This is a genomic window from Streptomyces sp. NPDC057253, from assembly GCF_042669125.1.
GTDB lineage: Bacteria > Actinomycetota > Actinomycetes > Streptomycetales > Streptomycetaceae > Streptomyces.
Genome location: NZ_JBHUXV010000032.1, coordinates 1 through 16,393, shown reverse-complemented (window position 1 = coordinate 16,393; position 16,393 = coordinate 1). Strand labels below are relative to the sequence as shown.

General features: G+C 70.0%; 20 protein-coding genes and 1 pseudogene. 13 read left to right on the top strand and 8 right to left on the bottom strand.

The genetic code is table 11. The features are described from left to right. Positions 1-212: 212 nt before the first annotated feature. The 4 genes from ACFULQ_RS19445 to ACFULQ_RS19430 all read left to right on the top strand — a co-directional run bounded on the left by ACFULQ_RS19445 (position 213) and on the right by ACFULQ_RS19430 (position 1,934). Positions 213-1,061 carry a helix-turn-helix domain-containing protein gene (locus ACFULQ_RS19445; RefSeq protein WP_383545417.1) on the top strand — a complete coding sequence of 283 codons (849 nt, stop codon included), beginning with the start codon at positions 213-215 and terminating at the stop codon, positions 1,059-1,061. Continuing rightward, on the top strand, positions 1,058-1,267 hold the full coding sequence (locus ACFULQ_RS19440; RefSeq protein ID WP_383545414.1) for a DUF397 domain-containing protein: 210 nt from the start codon (positions 1,058-1,060) through the stop codon (positions 1,265-1,267). Before ACFULQ_RS19445 ends, ACFULQ_RS19440 begins: the two co-directional genes overlap by 4 nt. An 86-nt stretch (positions 1,268-1,353) precedes the next feature. After that, positions 1,354-1,650: a DUF6247 family protein gene (locus tag ACFULQ_RS19435; RefSeq protein WP_381065041.1), complete on the top strand. Its 297-nt coding sequence runs from the start codon at positions 1,354-1,356 to the stop codon at positions 1,648-1,650. Continuing rightward, positions 1,647-1,934, top strand: a complete 288-nt coding sequence (locus ACFULQ_RS19430) for a hypothetical protein (protein ID WP_383545410.1) — start codon at positions 1,647-1,649, stop codon at positions 1,932-1,934. The genes ACFULQ_RS19435 and ACFULQ_RS19430 overlap by 4 nt, the downstream gene beginning before the upstream one ends. Before the next feature lie 83 nt (positions 1,935-2,017). On the opposite strand, the gene ACFULQ_RS19425 is transcribed toward ACFULQ_RS19430, so the two are convergent. Then, entirely contained in the window at positions 2,018-2,155 is a 138-nt protein-coding gene (locus ACFULQ_RS19425) for a hypothetical protein (RefSeq protein WP_383545610.1), read from the bottom strand. Positions 2,156-2,371: 216 nt separating this feature from the next. On the opposite strand from ACFULQ_RS19425, the gene ACFULQ_RS19420 reads away from it, so the two are divergent. From ACFULQ_RS19420 to ACFULQ_RS19400, 5 genes are all read left to right on the top strand, one after another. Beyond that, on the top strand, positions 2,372-4,093 hold the full coding sequence (locus ACFULQ_RS19420) for a hypothetical protein (RefSeq protein WP_383545407.1): 1,722 nt from the start codon (positions 2,372-2,374) through the stop codon (positions 4,091-4,093). Continuing rightward, the gene (locus ACFULQ_RS19415) at positions 4,090-4,638 is read left to right on the top strand and encodes a hypothetical protein (RefSeq protein ID WP_383545405.1); all 549 of its coding nucleotides are present in this window, start codon (positions 4,090-4,092) and stop codon (positions 4,636-4,638) included. The genes ACFULQ_RS19420 and ACFULQ_RS19415 overlap by 4 nt, the downstream gene beginning before the upstream one ends. Positions 4,639-4,678: 40 nt before the next feature. Then, complete coding sequence (locus tag ACFULQ_RS19410; RefSeq protein WP_383545403.1) at positions 4,679-5,191, top strand: nucleoside deaminase; 513 nt, start codon at positions 4,679-4,681, stop codon at positions 5,189-5,191. A gap of 105 nt (positions 5,192-5,296) precedes the next feature. Then, on the top strand, positions 5,297-6,286 hold the full coding sequence (locus ACFULQ_RS19405) for a BtrH N-terminal domain-containing protein (protein WP_383545400.1): 990 nt from the start codon (positions 5,297-5,299) through the stop codon (positions 6,284-6,286). Positions 6,287-6,352: 66 nt separating this feature from the next. Beyond that, a complete protein-coding gene (locus tag ACFULQ_RS19400) occupies positions 6,353-6,655 on the top strand; it encodes a zinc-ribbon domain-containing protein (protein ID WP_383545398.1) in 303 nt (100 codons plus the stop codon). A 15-nt stretch (positions 6,656-6,670) separates the two neighbouring features. On the opposite strand, the gene ACFULQ_RS19395 is transcribed toward ACFULQ_RS19400, so the two are convergent. Further along, on the bottom strand, positions 6,671-8,476 hold the full coding sequence (locus tag ACFULQ_RS19395) for a sigma-70 family RNA polymerase sigma factor (protein ID WP_383545396.1): 1,806 nt from the start codon (positions 8,474-8,476) through the stop codon (positions 6,671-6,673). A gap of 219 nt (positions 8,477-8,695) precedes the next feature. Between ACFULQ_RS19395 and ACFULQ_RS19390 the strand changes: the two genes are divergently transcribed. Beyond that, positions 8,696-9,112: an SsgA family sporulation/cell division regulator gene (locus ACFULQ_RS19390; RefSeq protein ID WP_383545393.1), complete on the top strand. Its 417-nt coding sequence runs from the start codon at positions 8,696-8,698 to the stop codon at positions 9,110-9,112. A 43-nt stretch (positions 9,113-9,155) separates the two neighbouring features. On the opposite strand, the gene ACFULQ_RS19385 is transcribed toward ACFULQ_RS19390, so the two are convergent. Both ACFULQ_RS19385 and ACFULQ_RS19380 read right to left on the bottom strand, forming a co-directional pair. After that, entirely contained in the window at positions 9,156-9,692 is a 537-nt protein-coding gene (locus ACFULQ_RS19385) for an HAD domain-containing protein (RefSeq protein WP_383545390.1), read from the bottom strand. Between the two features lies 1 nt (position 9,693). Next, positions 9,694-10,269, bottom strand: a complete 576-nt coding sequence (locus tag ACFULQ_RS19380) for a GNAT family N-acetyltransferase (RefSeq protein ID WP_383545387.1) — start codon at positions 10,267-10,269, stop codon at positions 9,694-9,696. Between the two features lie 218 nt (positions 10,270-10,487). Between ACFULQ_RS19380 and ACFULQ_RS19375 the strand changes: the two genes are divergently transcribed. Next, positions 10,488-10,967, top strand: a complete 480-nt coding sequence (locus ACFULQ_RS19375; protein ID WP_383545383.1) for a hypothetical protein — start codon at positions 10,488-10,490, stop codon at positions 10,965-10,967. A gap of 14 nt (positions 10,968-10,981) precedes the next feature. On the opposite strand, the gene ACFULQ_RS19370 is transcribed toward ACFULQ_RS19375, so the two are convergent. Both ACFULQ_RS19370 and ACFULQ_RS19365 read right to left on the bottom strand, forming a co-directional pair. After that, on the bottom strand, positions 10,982-11,395 hold the full coding sequence (locus ACFULQ_RS19370; RefSeq protein WP_383545381.1) for a DUF2267 domain-containing protein: 414 nt from the start codon (positions 11,393-11,395) through the stop codon (positions 10,982-10,984). 115 nt (positions 11,396-11,510) lie between these two features. Continuing rightward, complete coding sequence (locus tag ACFULQ_RS19365; protein WP_383545605.1) at positions 11,511-11,936, bottom strand: Hsp20/alpha crystallin family protein; 426 nt, start codon at positions 11,934-11,936, stop codon at positions 11,511-11,513. A 155-nt stretch (positions 11,937-12,091) separates the two neighbouring features. On the opposite strand from ACFULQ_RS19365, the gene ACFULQ_RS19360 reads away from it, so the two are divergent. Then, positions 12,092-12,394 (top strand): hypothetical protein, encoded by a 303-nt coding sequence (locus ACFULQ_RS19360; protein WP_383545378.1) that lies wholly within the window; start codon positions 12,092-12,094, stop codon positions 12,392-12,394. A gap of 473 nt (positions 12,395-12,867) precedes the next feature. On the opposite strand, the gene ACFULQ_RS19355 is transcribed toward ACFULQ_RS19360, so the two are convergent. Continuing rightward, complete coding sequence (locus tag ACFULQ_RS19355; protein WP_383545375.1) at positions 12,868-14,325, bottom strand: MFS transporter; 1,458 nt, start codon at positions 14,323-14,325, stop codon at positions 12,868-12,870. Positions 14,326-14,481: 156 nt separating this feature from the next. Further along, a complete protein-coding gene (locus tag ACFULQ_RS19350; RefSeq protein WP_383545372.1) occupies positions 14,482-15,819 on the bottom strand; it encodes a DUF445 domain-containing protein in 1,338 nt (445 codons plus the stop codon). A gap of 195 nt (positions 15,820-16,014) precedes the next feature. On the opposite strand from ACFULQ_RS19350, the pseudogene ACFULQ_RS19345 reads away from it, so the two are divergent. Continuing rightward, a pseudogene (locus tag ACFULQ_RS19345) lies at positions 16,015-16,393 on the top strand (SGNH/GDSL hydrolase family protein); the annotation flags it as partial.

Below are 16,393 nucleotides of genomic sequence, written 5' to 3'. Positions count from 1 at the left end.
CACGTTTCCTGGACCAGAAAGACCCCTCTCCTCGCACACGCCGCACGAATGTCGCGGAGTGTCACGCGCCCTCACGTTGAGTCGCACTGGACCAGACTGGCGTGCGCTCATCCCGTTGTGCAATGTGCAGGAAAGGATTCCCACTTCCGAGTGATTGGCAGGCAGAGACCTTGGCGCGAGACTGAACGCCCGATATCCGAAAGGTGGTTGAGATGGCCGGATCGCCCACGGCACGCCGTCGCCGGCTCTCGATCGAGCTGAAGAAGCTCCGCGAGAAGAGCGCGCTCACCTGCGCGCAGGTCGGCGAGTCCCTGGACTGGAGCGGCTCCAAGGTCAACCGCATGGAGACGGGCAACGGCCGGGTTCAACCGTCGGACATCGATGCTCTGTGCCGCTTCTACGGCACCACCGACGAGCTGCGGGAGTTCCTGAAGTCATTGGCGCGGGAGGCCAAGACGCGTGGTTGGTGGCAGGTGCACGGCTCCGGTGTCCCCGAGTGGTTCAACATCTACATCGGCCTGGAGCAGGAAGCCTCCACATTCCGCCAGTATCAGTGCGAACTGATCCCTGGCCTCATGCAGACCGAGGCGTACACCAGTGAGCTGCACAGGACAGGGGCCCACATGTCGGCCGCGGACATCGACAAGGCCGTGCGGGTCCGCATGGAGCGCCAGGCCATGCTGACTCGAACCGACCCGCCCGAAGCCTGGTTCATCCTCAACGAGGGTTCTCTGCGCAACGTCATCGGGGATCGGGCGCTGATGCGTGAGCAGTTGGAACGCGTCCTGGAATCGGCCGAGTTGCCGTGCGTGACCCTGCAGGTGCTCCCCTTCGACTCAGGCACCTACCCGGCCACCGGCACCTTCACCATGCTCGGCTTTCCTGACCCGGAGGACCAGGATCTGGTGTACCGCGACGGCATCACCGACGCCGTGTACCTGGAAGGCGAGCATCATGTTCGTGAGTACACCAGGGCCTTCGACGGCCTTCGAGCCGCAGCCTTGAGTCCTCAACGCTCCACCCATTTGATCAAAACGGTGTTGAAGGATTACGCAAGGTGAACACTGCAAGAGTCGATGCCGGCCGCCATCCGGCGTGGTTCAGCTCCTCGTACAGCAACGGCGCAGGAGGTGAGTGCGTCCAGTGCGCCCCGACCGGCGACAAAATGCTCGTGCGCGACTCGAAACTGGAGGCAGGTCCCGTGATCACGCTTGGGGGCGAGGCATGGCGCGCCTTCACGGGTGGTGTCGTGGGCACTGACGTTTGATGTACCGACAAAGGGTTCCCTGAGCGGCTCTCATTCCGCTGTAGGACACTCCCCTTAGGACAGCGGACGACAAGGAGCAGACGATCGTGAGCGCACAGCACGCCGAGACGCCCGGACCTGCGGCGCTGCCGTTGAAGACCATCGGTGACATCCGAGCCGCTCTTCGGGCGGGCCACGGCTTCCCCGGCGACCGAGAGTCCTTCGAGGCAGATCTCCAGCGCGCGCTGGAGGCTTCGTCGGAGACCGACCTCAACGCTGTCGCAGCGGTGATCGTCGACTACCGGGGCAGGATCCGCCTTTATCAGGATCCAGAGTTCGACATCGCCGTACAAGAGGGCATCGACCTTGCGGCGCGGCTGAAACAGGAGGCACCGGACCGGTGAGCGGTGTGATCGCGGACGTGACCGTGCGAGCGGCCGCTCGGGCGAAGGCTCTGGGAGCCCAGGAGGCGCTGGAGACGCTCCGGCAGGAACTGGAACAGGTGCCCAGGCTCGGAGTCCTGCTCAGTGCTCCTCACCAGGACGGCGTCGAAGTCCGTAAGACGAGGATCGAACCCCGCGAAGGAGTGCCTGGGCTGGCAGTGGCGTATGTGTATACACCGGCACCACCGCCCCCCACTGTGGCGATCGTCGCCGTGACTCCTGACGATGGCGTTGCCTCTGAGTAGTGGGCACGTCGTTCGTACCCTGCCCGGTCAGAGAGGGCACGTCACAAGACCCCGGACGAAGCCGGCCCGTGCGGCCCACGCGATCAGTGACGCCCCCGAAGCTTCCCCAGCAGCTGCTTCGCCTGCGCCCGGCGTCGCGGATCTGACGCGGCTCGTCGTGCCTGTTCGGTGGCGCGGCGGCCCTGCGGGCTCCTGGCGAACTCCTTGATGCGTTCGATCATGCGCGGCATGGTGGTCTCTCCCTTGGTCTGGGCGACTTTCCTTCCCAGGTTCGGCTACCCCTTACAGGTCGACTCAGCCATCGCTCCCGGCGCGTGTTGTGCACCTCGGCTACCGGACACTCACTCTCCGAACCGACCTGATCACCTGTTGGCAACTTCCTTCATCCTTGGCAGAGTTGAGCGACACCGGCGAGGCTCACGGGACACGGAGCGACAGTGCAGGTATGGAGACAGGTCTGGCTGTTCCTGTGTGCCGTAGGCCTCGCGTTCCTGGCCCTTGCCCATCCCCGTAGCCACGACGACGTCGTCGACGCCACCCAGTTCAGCATCGCCTTCTTCGCGACGCTGCTCACCGGTGAGGCGGTCATCTTCGCGTTGACCTTCTCCGCCGCCAGCTCATGGCCGTCGTTACGGGCGATCGACGGGCACATCGCGTTCCGGGAGTGGGTGCTCATCGGATGGTTCGCGGCACTGTCCACCGGCTGCGGGCTGCTCGGCGACAACGCCACCAGTGCCACCTACGGCGCCCTGTTGTTCCTGCTGGCGAACATCTACGGCGTCTTCTCCTTCGTGCGCCTCTTCGGCCTGGCCAGCATCGGGGGCCGCAATCAGCTGTTGCGCCGTACGCTCGCCGACGCACTGGCCCGGCAAAGGGGCGGCAGCCGTCTCGGCCCGCCCTCCCCCGGTCTCGATCACGATCCCATCGTCAACTCTTATCTGGGCACCGTGAGCCAGGCCGCGACCGGCAACGATCCGACCGCCGTCCGCCATCTCGTCGACCAGTTGGTGGAGACGGATGTGCCGGTCGAGGCCGTCGACGACGCCATCACCGTGCACCTGGACGTACTGCACCGCCTCGTGCGGGCCACGCTCGCCGGCGGCGCCGATCCGATCCAGGTCGTCTCCTGCGCCCACGCGCTCATCGACTCGGTGATCGGACACTGCAGGCGTCTGCCCGACCCCGCGCCACCACTCGGCGCCCTCAGCCGCTACCTGGCATGGCTCGCCAACACCGCCCTGCTGATGTCGGTACGTGGCGTCGCCTCCAGCCGGGCCGCCCGTGAGCTGGCCGCCCTCACCACGGACGCACGGCTGAAGATCCTGCGCTGCGTCGATCCGGACCCCAAGTCCGCCGCCCACCCCGACGAACTCGGTTCCATTCTCACCGGCCCGCTGCAAGTGCTCCTGTGGACCGGCGACTTCACCGAGTTCCACGGGGCCCATCAGGCCAGTGCGCTGTACGGGACGTACGAGATCCTCACCGGGACCAAGTTCATGGGGAACTACTGGGACGGGGCGTCCGTCCTCAGCCAGTTGCGTCAGTCCCTGTACGGCGATCACGGCCGTCTGGCCACCCCCGAGGCCGATGCGTCCCGGCGCGTCTTCGGTTCGGTGGAGGCCTACGACCACTTCTGGGCCCTCGCTTCCGTGACCGCGCTCGCCACCCTGCGCGGCGCGCGGCTGGCCCATCCGCCGGAACTGATACGACCCGAATTCACGCCCGACCAGCAGTTGTTGGGTGCCTACCTGCGGACTTTCGCCACTCACCGCTACTTCACCACCGCGGCTCAGGCCCGCGAGGCTCTCCTGAGTCTCGTCTGCCGCGCCGACCCTCCCGGTTCGGCCGCCGCGGAGATACGGGACGCCCGAGGCGGTCGCACCTACCGGCTGCCCGTCCCGCTGGTCGAGCCCCAGCAGCGACCGGCCGCGATGGTGCTCGCCATCGCCTGCCGCCTGGCCCCGCTCGCTCCCACCGACAGCGACACCGAACTACGCGACTTCCTCGCCGTACTCCCCGCTCCTGCCCTGCAGGCGACCGCCCGCCTCGCCGCCCGGGTCCTGCCGGGGGCCGCCACGGAGAGCGACCCCGTCGAGGCCGTCGTCACCGGCCTGACCGTCCTGCGGCTGGTCGGCGCCCACACCCGGGAGGGATCGTGACCGACCCCGTCATAGACGTGGCTGCCTGGCGCGAACGGCTCGCCGGGCTCGAAGCTCCGGACGTGACCGCCGTCGTGGTAGTGCAGTGCCATCAGGTCTGGCTCCAGCCCGAGTTCACGGCCTTCCGCAACGAAGTCGACCATGTCCTCATGGCCGCCCAGCTGCGTCGCGGGAACCAACTCGCCATCACCCGGGTCATCCTGCACAACCTTCCCCTGACCCCCGCGACGGTCTCCCGACCGCCTGCCGTCGACCGGGCCTTCGCCGAGTGGCACGAGCGGCTGTCCGCCACCGGAGTCCTGCTCTGCCCGGCCGACTCGTCCGCCGCGCCGCGCGTCCACCGGCTCATACTTCGCGGCAACCAGTCCGGTGCGGACATCCCGGATATGGTCGAACTGTTGAAAAACGGGGACTGGACCGACCCCCACAGAGCCGAACTGGCGTTGCGCACCGTCACCACCGCTGGCGCGACCACGCCTCTCACCGGCTACGACATGGATTTCGACGGTCCGTTCGGCGACGCCGACCCTTCCATCTACATGTAAGTGCACCCGCAACCGGCTCGACGGAACACTTGGAGACAAGGTGCCCTACGCCCCCGAGACCCCGCAGGACCACGACTTCCTCACCCAGGCCATCGAGCTGTCCCGCCACGCCCTCGAGGACGAGGGCAAGACCCCCTTCGGCGCGATCGTCGTCATCGACGGCGAGGTCGTGGCGACCGGCACGAGTTCGGTCGTAGAGCTGCGCGACCCCACCGCACACGCCGAGGTCATGGCCCTGCGCGCCGCCGGGGCGAAGCTCGGGCGGCACCTGATGGAAGACGCCGTGCTGTACTCCAGCAGCGAGCCGTGCCCCATGTGCCTGACCGCCTGCTACTGGGCGCGCGTCCCTCGTCTCGTGTATGCCGCCACCAGCCATGACGTCGCCGTCAACGGCTTCGAGGACCTTCAGTTCTACCGCGAGCTCGCCCTTCCCAACGCCGAGCGGACGCTCCTCACGGAGACCTCCGCAGGTGGCGAGGCCCGTGAGACCGCGGCCTCGGCCCTCGCCGGTTGGGCGGACAAGCTGCCCTTTCCCGTGGTGCCGAAACTCTGACATCCACAGCACGCGAAGACGACCACCGCACGCGAAGACGACGACCACGGCCGCCCGCCGGGGACCAACGACGACAGCTGATCAGCACCCTCCAGGAGACCACGCATGCCCACCGTCCACGGCACCGCGCCCCGCGGCATGCAGCACTGCGAGACCACCACCCTCGGTGTGCTGCTCCGGCACCAAGAAATCGATCTCTCCGAGTCCATGCTGTTCGGGCTCGGTCGGGGGCTGGCCTTCGTCTACTGGGACAGCAAGAGCATGGGGTTTCCCTTTCTCGGGGGGCGGGTGAAGCCGTTCGAGCTCAGCCGGAATCTGGCCGACGGGCTCGGGCTTGAGCTGTCGGTGCGGGAGACCGCCTCGCCGCGCAAAGGGTGGGCGGATGTCGTGGACGCCATTGGGGGCGGGCGGCCCGTCGGGCTTCAGCTCGACAGTTTTCACCTGGAGTACTTCACCGCGAAGGTGCACTTCGGGGGGCATGTCGTCGCCCTGTACGGCTATGACGACCAGGTCGCCCAGCTCGTCGACACCGAGCAGCAGGGCGGTGCCGTGACGACCAGTCTGGGGAGTCTTGCCGAGGCTCGGGCCGCGCGGGGGCCCATGGCCGCCAGGCATCGGTCCTTCACCCTCACCGCGGCCCCCGACCTGCCCGCTCCCGAGAAGAGCATCGTCCCCGCCATCACCGCCTGCGCCCACGCCTTCCTCAACCCGCCCATCGCCAACCTGGGGCACCGCGGCATCGACAAAGCCGGCAAGGCCGTACGGAACTGGCTTCGGCGGAGTGCGGACCCCGGGCGGGATCTGCCGCAGGCCGCCCTGCTGATGGAGAAGGCCGGGACCGGGGGTGCGCTGTTCCGCAATCTCTACCGGGACTTCCTCGCCGAGAGCGGGCAGTTCCTCGACAGCGGTCATCTGCGCACCGGACACCGGCTGTACGGCGAGGCCGCCGCCCTGTGGACGGAGGTCGCCGCGCTGATCGGCAGGGCGGGTGCGTCGGGTGATGAGCAGTGCCTCGTGCAGGCCGGCGATGCCCTTCACGACCTCGCACGCCTCGAACGCGAGGCCATGGAGGCGCTGAGCCGGCTGGAGGGCTGAAGCGGGTCCGGCGCCCGCTGCGGGGATACTGCCTCTCAGGCACCCATCCCGGAAGGCGACGACACCATGCTCATCCTCTTTGGCACCAAGAGTTACCTGTACCAGCTCGCGATACTCACCCTGGTGTGCGGGCGGTGCGGGAACCCCGCCGCGCACACCCTGCGCAAGCGGGTCACGAAGTTCACGCTGTTCTTCGTGCCGCTGTTCCCGATCTCCACCAAGTACGCCACGCAGTGCACCTTCTGCGGTGCGGAGAACAAGGTGAGCGCGGAGGAGGCGGAGCAGTTGCAGGCGCAGGCCGCCTCCGGTGGCGGGCAGGGCGGTCAGGTGTACGGCGGACAGGCCCCGCAGCAGCCGTACCAGAGCTGAGGCCTCGGGAGGGAGTTACGGGGACGAGGGAGGCGTGGGCGTCCCGCAGTGGTGGTCGGTGGGCGGGGCTTCCGGGTCGGTGGGAGGGGTCGGCGGCGGCGGAGTGCTCGGATCGGCCGGGGGCTCCGAGGGCTCCGACGGTTCCGGTGACTCCGGTGGCTCCGAGGGCTCCGGTTCCGGGGTGGTCGGAGGTGCCGAGTACGTCGGCGGCTGGGGGCTCTCCTCGACCGGGCCCGGATCCACGGGAGTTGGGGTGCTCGGCTCCGGTACGGGTGTCTCGTCGCCGGGGGCACCGGGCTTCGGCGACTCTGGCTGGGGGTCCTCTGGCTGCGGGTCCTCTGGCTGCGGATCCTCGGGCGCGGGCTGCTGCTCCTTCGGCGGCTGCGACGGCTCCGGCTCCGGCTCCGGCTCCGGCTCCGGCTCCGGCTGGGCAGGCTGATCCGGCTGCGCGGGGGGCGTCGGCTCCGCAGGGGGCGTCGACTCCACGGGCGGCGCCAGCTCCACAGGCGGCGTCGACTCCACGGGCGGCTCCGGCTCCGCAGGACTGGGGCTCGGTGTCGGGTCCGGTCCCGGGGTCGAGTCCGTCGGTGCGTCCGGGGCGGACCGCTCGCGAGGTGCCGGAGTTGCGGGCTCTCCACCGGCCGCGACCAGCTGGACTCCCCCGGCATCCTCCGCTACGACCGTCCCCGCCGCGTCACTCCCAGCCCCGCCCCCGCCACGCTTCCGGTCCACCGGCTGGTCACCGCCCGGCGTCTCCCTCGCGACCCCGGCCGACGGGTTCACCACCGGTCCCTGAGCCACCGGCACCCGTCCCGGCGAAGTCACCGTCGCCGGGGACTCGTTGACCCCGAGGGACAGGACGACCGCGATGGCCGCGGCCGCCGCCGTACCGGAGGCGAGGGCGACCTTCGTCTTCGGGCCCGCCGCACGGGCCGTACGAAGAATCCCGTGGCCGCCGGAAGAGAAGGCACCCGCGGAACCGCCGGAGGCCACGGTGCCCGCAGACCCCCCGACACCCGCGGAACCCCCCACAAGCGACGCCAGGACCTTCCCCGCACCCCCACCACTGCCCGCCACCGCGAGAACCAGCAACGCCGGCCCCACAATCGCCGGCAGCCGGTCGTTCGCCCGGATCAGCACGGCCAGCCGCCCCCGGCACTCGTCGCAGACATCGACGTGGGCGAGGAGGCGTTCGGACTGGCGTGAGGTCGCGTTGCCGCGGACGTACGCCGGCATGCGGACCCAGTGGACCTCACACGCGGGATCCTCGGGCGCCTCGGTCTGTGAGCGCAGGAACGCCTGGCGCATGCCTTCCCGGGCCCGGTGCAGCAGTACGGCCGTCGCGCCCTGCTTGGCGCCGATCTGCCGGCCGACCGACTCCAGCGGCTGGCCCTCGGCGTCGGCGAGCCACAGGGCCCGCACCCAGCGTTCGGGGAGTTCACCGAGGACGCGTACCAACAGGTCGGTGGCGGAGACCTGTTCGGCCGGGTCGTCCACCTGACCGGCGGAGGCCTGCTCGGGGATCTGCGGATCGCGCGGGGTCTCGTGCGTGGCGTGCGTGGCGCTCGCGGCGGAGGAGGCGAGGTGCCGCACGGTCGTCATGAGGTACGCCGGGACGTTGTCGATCTCGTGCCCGGCGGACAGCCGTCGCCACACGCGGAAGTGCGCCTCGGCGACGAGGTCCTCGGCCGCCCAGGTGTTGCGGGTGAGCGAGCGGGCGTAGGCGACGAGGCGCGGCTGCTCCTCCTCGTAGATCCGCACGTACGCGGCGGTCGCGGAGGGGGACGCCTGGGCGGGCACTCTGGCGGGTTGGTCGGTCATGCAGGAACGCTCCAGTTCCCGGCGATCGGGGTGCGGAAGGGTTTGTCAGCGTAGATGACAAAACTTTCAATCACTCAGTTCCGGCCGTGATTCAGATCACAGCGTGGAACTTCTGCCTCCGCGTAATGAATCGGCACGGTCACGACTCGACAGGGCAACCGACTCACAACCGGCGGCAACCAACTCACAACCGACACCCCCAGACGGAGATCACCGCTCATGCGCCTCACCACCCTCGAACAGACCGTCCGCGCCCGACTGATCACCTCCGAGCACCCGGAGCTCCCGATCCGCCCCAGGCTGCGCTACAGCGCCGCCGAACCCTTCGCGGTGCACATCGACTTCCCGGCGTACGTGTCGGCCGACGGCGAGGGTGTGACATGGATGTTCGCGCGGTCGCTGCTGGAGGAGGGACTCGGGAATCCGGCCGGGGAGGGGGACGTACGAATACGGCCCTGCGGCCGGGCCAGAACGGTCATCGAGTTCCACTCACCCCTCGGCCTGGCCGTGATCCGTTTCGGCACGGCCACCCTCCGCCGCTTCCTCCTTCGTTCCTACGACGTCGTCGAGCCGGGCACCGAGAACCTGGGCCCGGTCCTGGACCACGGGCTCGCGGCGCTGCTCGACGAGGTGTGATCCGGCGATCCCGACAGGGGCGCACCCCGCCCCGCCGCAGCTCTCACACCCCGCGCGCGAAGCCCGCCACCGCCTCGAAGTCGGCGTCCCGCAAACCCAGTCGGGGATCGACCCAGTGCAGCAGAGCCCGGCCGTCATGGTGCGCTGCGACGAACTCGCGGTCCCTGGCGCCGAGTTCGTCGTCGAGCCAGGCGAAGGGGCGGCCGGCGGCGTGGGTGACGAGATGGCGGGTCTTCCAGAACGTGCCGTCGGGGCCGTTGCCGACGGGGACGGGCCACTCGACGACGGGGAGGGCGGGGAGGCCGAGGACGGGCGCGATGTAGGTGTTGGCCTCCTGGCGCCAGGTGGTCGCCCAGACGAGCTCGTACCGATCCGCCAGGTCCAACAGCGCCCGCCCGTGCCACGGGTTGAGCCAGACCCGCAGCGGCCGCACGCGAGACGGCGGCACACCGGGGTGCTGGGCGACCCAGCCCTGGGGCTTCATCCGGTGGGTGGTGTAGCCCTCGGGCCGGCGTTCGGGCTTGGCGGCGTAGGGGTTGAGGGGGCCGTCCACGTCGAGGTAGAGGAGGGGGCGGGGCACCTCAGAGGGCCTCAGGTCGGCGTCGCTGCCAGTCCGCGCGCGTGAGTTCGTACTCCACCTCGCCGTGCTCGGAGCCCTCGGCGGGTTCCGGCCAGTCGCCGGTGTAGGTGCGGAGGTAGGTCAGGCCGGACTTCTCCATCACTCGGCGGGAGCGGTGGTTGACGGTCATGGTGTTGGCGGTGACGCGTTCGACGCCGAGGTCGGTGAAGCCCTTGTCGATGAGGGCTCGGGAGCCCTCGGTGGCGTAACCCCGGCCCCAGGCTGCCTTGTTGAGGCGATAGCCGAGTTCCACGACGGCCGGGGTGGTGTCGTCGAGGGGGCGGAACTCGAACCAGCCGAGGAAGGTGCCGGTGGACTTCTCCTCGGCCGCCCAGTAGCCGCGGGTGCCGAGGCCGGGGTGGTCGTGGAGGAGGCGGGGCAGGGTGCGGGTGCGGATCGTGTCGGGGGGTGTCGGGGCGCCGCCGGTGAGGAACCGCATCACCTCGGGGTCGCCGTCCAGCGCGACGAGATGCCCGGCGTCGGCCTCGGTGAACGCCCGCAGTCGCAGTCGTGCCGTCTCCAGGAAGACGTACGTCACTGGCTCCTCCTTCGGAACGTCCGCGATCTCCGCGACCAATGGGTGTCCGCGGCCGATTCCGTCAGGCTCGCCGACCCGCGCTCCGCGCGCCACCTGATTACGCTCGCCGACCAACGTCCCCACCTGCCACCCGAATACGCTCGCCGGGCCGCGCCCCACCTGCCACCGAATACGCTCGCCCCGACGGGTTCGGACGGCGATCGGACGGGGGTCGGTGCGTGTTCTTCTTGGTTCCGTTGCTCATGCTGGGGCTCGTGGGCACGGCCTGCGCGCTTGTCGGCTACGGCGGTGGCCGTACGGCCGACTGGTGGGTCGGACGGGTCGAACTCCCCGTCGCTCTGCGCGGGTTCGCGGCGTTGGCGGGAGCGGTGGCGGCCGGCGTGTACGCGTGGGGGCTGCTGTACGTGGGCGGTGCGGTGCTGGAGGCCGAGGACGGCGGTGCGAGTTCGTCGCCGATCCTGCCGTGCCGTGTCGACGAACGGGCCATCCACGTCAATGACTACTCGGTGAGCTTCCTGCCCCTCGACTTCGTCTGCGAGACCAACGACGGCGGCAGTTACCGGACCGAGGAGGTCCCCGGGTACGTCACCCCGGCCGCCCTCGGTCTCGCCCTCGCCGCGGCCGGCCTTGCCATCTCCTCCGGGTATGTGTCGGAGCTGCGGCTGCGGGCGGCGGCGCGGGAGGGCGGGACCGGGTGAGCGGGTGAAGGGCGTCAGGCCGTCAGGACCAGTTCCGCCTTGCCGAACAACAGGGCGTAGCCGGAGGGGAGTTGGGCGAGGACGCGGTCCACGAGTTCGTCGCCCACCAGTGCCGGCAGCACGCTCAGCACCGAGCTGACGTCCCAGCGGGCCGTCGCCGGGGTCGCGCCCTCGATGCGGGCGGCCACCGCGTCCACGAACTGCCGTGCGGACAGCGGTCTGTTGAGGGGGATTCGGGAGGCGACGACCCGGGCCGCCTCCTCGGGCAGGGCGCGGGCGAGGTCGACGCGCTCCTCGCCGGTGACATGGTCGCCGAGGGCGGACAGGACGACGCGGGTGACGTGTTCGGCCTCCGCTCGCGTCGCGTACTGTCCGGCCTCCCGCACCGCCTCGACGAGGCCGGTCCAGCTGGGTCGGTTCGCGCTCATGTACAGCTCTCCTGGGGGTCGTTGCGCCGGGCGCCCCGCGGCCGGACGGACCACTGGTACTTGCCATGTCGGCCCGTACCGGCCCGCGGGACGCCGTTCGTCTGTCGCGTGGGGTTCAGCCGCTGATCTGCCGGGGTCCGCTGCCGCCGCCGGTGATCTGGATACGGCGGGGCTTGGCCTGTTCGGCGACAGGGATCCGAAGGGTCAGCACTCCGGCGTCGTACGAGGCGTCGATGCGCTCGGTGTCGAGGGTGTCGCCGAGGAAGAGCTGACGGGTGAACGAGCCCGTGGGCCGTTCGGCGACGATCAGTTCCGCGCCCTCGGGAGCGGGGTTGCGGCGCTCGGCACGGACGTTCAGGACGTTGCGCTCGACGTCCAGCTCGATCGTCTCGGGGTCGATGCCGGGGAGGTCGAAGTGGACGACGAAGTCGTCCCCCGACCGGTATGCGTCCATCGTCATCGCGCTGGGGCGGGCGTTGGAGCCGAACACCTGCTGCGCGAGCCGGTCGAACTCACGGAAGGGGTCGGTACGCATGAGCATCACGGTCCATCTCCTTTCCACAGACTCTGGGGTGCGATGCCCTACGCCTTCTTATATAGCTCGGAGCGAGGAAACTTGACAACCCCCGACTCAGGTTCGGGTGACGGCCCCGGTCCGGAGCTAGCCTCGACCACACATCGACCGAGGAGGCAGACATGGCGAAGGTGCCGAGTGCGGTGGTCGCGGCGGGCGGACTCGTCGGCGGGTACGGCGTGGCGCGGTGGACGAAGAAGCGGCAGCTGGGCGGGGCGGTGCTGGCCGTCGCCGGGGCCGCGGCGGCGCGGCAGTGGCGGGAGCGGGCGGGCGGGCCGGCGGCCGGGGCGCTGACAGCCGCGTATGTCGCCGCCTTCGCCGGGTCCCATCCGCTGGCCAAGAAGGTCGGGGCGTGGCCGGCGGTGTTCGGCGTGGCCGGTGCGGTGGCACTGGCGTCGTGGGTGGTGGCGGATCGGGGGGCCTGAGCGCCTACTGGGGTGCCGAGTTCTGTTGTCGGGCGAGTGTGGGTCCGTCGTGGCTGGTCGCGCAGTTCCCCGCGCCCCCGCTGCGCTGGGCTTGGGCCGGGCGCCTAGGGAGGTGCCGGGTCCTGTTGTCGGGCGAGTGTGGGTCCGTCGTGGCTGGTCGCGCAGTTCCCCGCGCCCCTGGGTGGGTGCAGTCACCTGTGCCACGACGTGCCGTTGGCCGCGTACGGCGCGCAGGGGACGGGGTGGGGGGTGTCCGCCCGCAGCGGCCGGCGTCCAGAACAGGGCACTGTTGAAGCGACCGAGCCGCCGGACCGAGGACGGATACCCCCCACCCCGGCACCGACCCACTCACCCGACCGCACGCGCTACACAAGCCCCCACCGGACAGCAACGGGCCGCCGCAGGCATCTCAGGGGCGCGGGGAACTGCGCAAAACGCCCGCCCCCACCACGCCGCAGACAAACAACCGCGCCTCACCCCGCCGCAGTCAACGGCTTGGCCACATCCTCCAGCGACCGCCTCTCCGCCCGCACAGCCAAGAACGCCGCCACCAACCCCGCCGCACACATCAACCCCGCGCCGATCTGGAACGCCAACACCGTGTCCCCCACCCGCCCCGTACTCGTCAGGTCAGCGAACAGCAGCGGTCCGCTGATCCCTCCCGCCGCCGTCCCCAGGGCATAGAAGAACGCGATCGACATCGCCCGCGTCTCCATCGGGAACACCTCCGACACCGTGAGGTAGGCACTCGACGCCCCCGCCGACGCGAAGAACAGCACCGCGCACCAGCACGCCGTCAGGGAAGCCGCGCTCAACGACCCCCGGTCGAACAGCCACGCCGTCCCGAACAGCAGCAGCCCGGACAGCAGATACGTCGACGAGATCATCACCCGCCGCCCCACCGTGTCGAACAGCTTCCCCAGCAGCAGCGGCCCGCAGAAGTTACCGACCGCGATGACCGCGAAGTAGTACCCCGTGTCCCCGGTCGGCACGTCGAAGAACGTCGTCAGGATCGCCCCGAACCCGAACGTGATCGCGTTGTACAGGAACGCCTGCCCGATGAACAGCGAGAACCCGAGCACCGACCGGCGCCGATAGTCCGAGAACAACGTCCGCGCGATCTCCACGAACGTCACGCTCCGCCGCTGACGGATCGTGATCTCACCCTCCGGCCGCGGCAGGGAAGCGCCCCGCTCCTCCTCCACCCGCGACTCGATCGAGGACACGATCCGCTCGGCCTCCTCGTCCCGCCCGTGGATCAGCAGCCACCGCGGACTCTCCGGCACATGCCGCCGCACCAGCAGAATGACGAACGCCAGCACCGCCCCCAGCGCGAACGTCAGCCGCCACCCCACGTCCTTCGCGAAGAACTCCGTGTTCAGCGCGACGATCGACAGCAGTGAGCCGCCCACCGCCCCCAGCCAGAAGCTCCCGTTGATGATCAGGTCGACCCGCCCCCGGTACTGCGCCGGGATCAGCTCGTCGATCGCGGAGTTGATCGCCGCGTACTCCCCGCCGATGCCGAACCCGGTGAGGAAGCGGAACAGGAAGAACCACCAGGCGTCGAAGGAGATCGACGTCAGCGCGGTGGCCGCCAGATACACCGCCAGCGTGATCATGAACAGCTTCTTGCGGCCCCATTTGTCGGTCAGCCGCCCCCAGAACAGTGCCCCTACGCACGCTCCCGCCACATACAGCGCCGCCGCGATGCCGGTGACCTGCCCGGAGGTGATCGACAACCCACTGCCCGGCTCCGACAACCGGCTCGCGATGTTGCCGACGACCGTGACCTCAAGGCCGTCGAGGATCCATACGGTGCCGAGTCCGACGACGATCGTCCAGTGCCAGCGGGACCAGGGCAGCCGGTCGAGTCTGGCGGGGATGTCGGTCGTGACGGTGCGGCCGGTGTCGGCTTGTGCGGTGGTGGTCACGGAAGGGCTCCCTCCTCGTCGAGCTCCTCGTCGAGCTCCTCGTCGAGCGAACCCCACCCGGGTGCCCCGGCCACCGTCTCCTAGGCCGAGCGCCTCGGAATCCGGCACCGGCCAGGCACCGGACAGGCCCCGGTCAGGAACCGGTCAGGCCCCGGCTCACGCCCCCAGCGCCCGCGTCACCGTGTAGATCAGCAGCCCCACCAAGGACCCCACCACCGTGCCGTTGATCCGGATGAACTGCAGGTCACGCCCGATGTTCGCCTCGATCTTCCGCGTCGTGTGCTCGGCGTCCCACCCGGCCACGGTGTCCGTGATCAGGGAGGTGATCTCCCGCCGGTAGGTGGTGACCACGTACACCGCGGCCCCCTCCACCCACCGGTCGACCTTCGCCTGCACCTTCGGGTCGGCGGCCATCCGCGCACCCAGCGACAGCAGGGACGCCCGCACCCGCAGCCGCAGCTCACTGCGCTCGTCCTCGGCCGCGGCGACGATCATCGACCGTACGGCGGTCCAGGCGGACGCGATCAGGTCCTGCACCTCGCCACGCCCCAGCACCTCGCCCTTGAGCCGCTCGACACGCGTGCGGGTGTCGGTGTCGGACTGGAGGTCGGAGGCGAAGTCCGTGAGGAACCGGTCCAGGGCCCCGCGCGCCGGATGCGACGGCATGTCCCGCATCTCGGTCACGAAGCGCAGCAGCTCCTTGTAGACCCGCTCGCCGACCTTCTTGTCGACGAACCGCGGGGTCCAGCCGGGCGCGCCGCCCTGCACGGCGTCCATGACCTGCGCGTCGTGCAGCACCAGCCAGTCGTGGGCCCGGGCCACCACCAGGTCGACGACCCGTCGGTGGCCGCCGTCGGCGACGACCTTCTCGAGCATCTTCCCGATGCCGGGCGCGATCTCCTGGGCGTCGGCCCGCCGGGTGATCGCCTCCCCGACCACGGCCTGGACGTCGGAGTCCCGCAGGACGGTGAGCGCTCCCCTGAGGGCCGCCGACAGCTCGGCGGTGACCCGGTCGGCGTGGTCGGGGTCGGCCAGCCAGGCCCCGAGCCGGCTGCCGATCCCGACGGCCCGCAGCCGCTGCCGTACGACGTCCTCGGAGAGGAAGTTCTCGCCGACGAACTCGCCCAGCGAGACCCCCAGCTGGTCCTTCTTGGTCGGGATGATCGCGGTGTGCGGAATGGGCAGGCCGAGCGGATGGCGGAAGAGGGCGGTGACCGCGAACCAGTCGGCCATCGCGCCGACCATGCCCGCCTCGGCCGCCGCGGCGACGTAACCCGCCCACGGGCCGGCCCCGGAACTGTCCGCCCACTTCGCCAGCGCGTAGACCAGCGCCACGAAGAGCAGCAGCCCGAGCGCGGTGAGCTTCATCCGGCGCACACCACGCTGCTTCTCCTCGTCCGCGGCACTGAAGGTGTTCATCGCGCGGACGGCCGAAGCGGGGGCGGACCGCTTCCCATCAGATGGTTCTGTTTGCCCAGATTCCGTACGTTCCATCCGCTCCACCCGTTCGGTGATCCCTCACACATTGTCCCTTCCTGACCGACTCCTGGAACGGAACAAGAGTTCCCAGCGTCTGACCGGACGAGGGAACCGGAGGGGGTCTCGTCACTTGTCCCCAGCTTTATGCCTCATCATGAGCTCATCAGATCGGAGCCCCGGGCTCCCATCTCCTGAGGAGAACAGCACCACATGACACGGCGTCATGGTTACGCCCTGCTCGCCGCGATCGTCGCAGTGATCGTGGCCCTGTCCACCGCCATCTACGTCGGAGTGGCGGCCGACGCCGGCACCAGGGACCGGACCGCGCTGTCCGGTTCCGGGCCCTCGCGCCCCTCCGCCGCCCCCGCCTCCACCGGAACCTGGGTCGGCGCCTGGTCCGCCTCCCCGGTCGGCGGCGAGCCCGGCACCGCGAGCGAGGGTCTGGCGGGCCGCTCCGTCCGCAACGTCGTGCACACCAGTGTCGGCGGTACGAGTGCCCGCATCACGCTGTCCAATCTCTACGGCCGGACCGCGCTGACCGTCACCCACGCGTCCATCGCGCTCGCCGCGGGTCACCGGACCGCCGCGG

Excerpts from the sequence above, each read along its gene's own strand:
- ACFULQ_RS19445 (WP_383545417.1), top strand. The coding sequence starts at position 213 with ATGGCCGGATCGCCCACGGCACGCCGTCGCCGGCTCTCGATCGAGCTG.
- ACFULQ_RS19425 (WP_383545610.1), bottom strand. The coding sequence starts at position 2,155 with ATGATCGAACGCATCAAGGAGTTCGCCAGGAGCCCGCAGGGCCGCCGC.
- ACFULQ_RS19405 (WP_383545400.1), top strand. The coding sequence starts at position 5,297 with ATGCCCACCGTCCACGGCACCGCGCCCCGCGGCATGCAGCACTGCGAG.
- ACFULQ_RS19400 (WP_383545398.1), top strand. The coding sequence starts at position 6,353 with ATGCTCATCCTCTTTGGCACCAAGAGTTACCTGTACCAGCTCGCGATA.
- ACFULQ_RS19395 (WP_383545396.1), bottom strand. The coding sequence starts at position 8,476 with ATGACCGACCAACCCGCCAGAGTGCCCGCCCAGGCGTCCCCCTCCGCG.
- ACFULQ_RS19390 (WP_383545393.1), top strand. The coding sequence starts at position 8,696 with ATGCGCCTCACCACCCTCGAACAGACCGTCCGCGCCCGACTGATCACC.
- ACFULQ_RS19370 (WP_383545381.1), bottom strand. The coding sequence starts at position 11,395 with ATGAGCGCGAACCGACCCAGCTGGACCGGCCTCGTCGAGGCGGTGCGG.
- ACFULQ_RS19365 (WP_383545605.1), bottom strand. The coding sequence starts at position 11,936 with ATGCTCATGCGTACCGACCCCTTCCGTGAGTTCGACCGGCTCGCGCAG.
- ACFULQ_RS19360 (WP_383545378.1), top strand. The coding sequence starts at position 12,092 with ATGGCGAAGGTGCCGAGTGCGGTGGTCGCGGCGGGCGGACTCGTCGGC.
- ACFULQ_RS19350 (WP_383545372.1), bottom strand. The coding sequence starts at position 15,819 with ATGGAACGTACGGAATCTGGGCAAACAGAACCATCTGATGGGAAGCGG.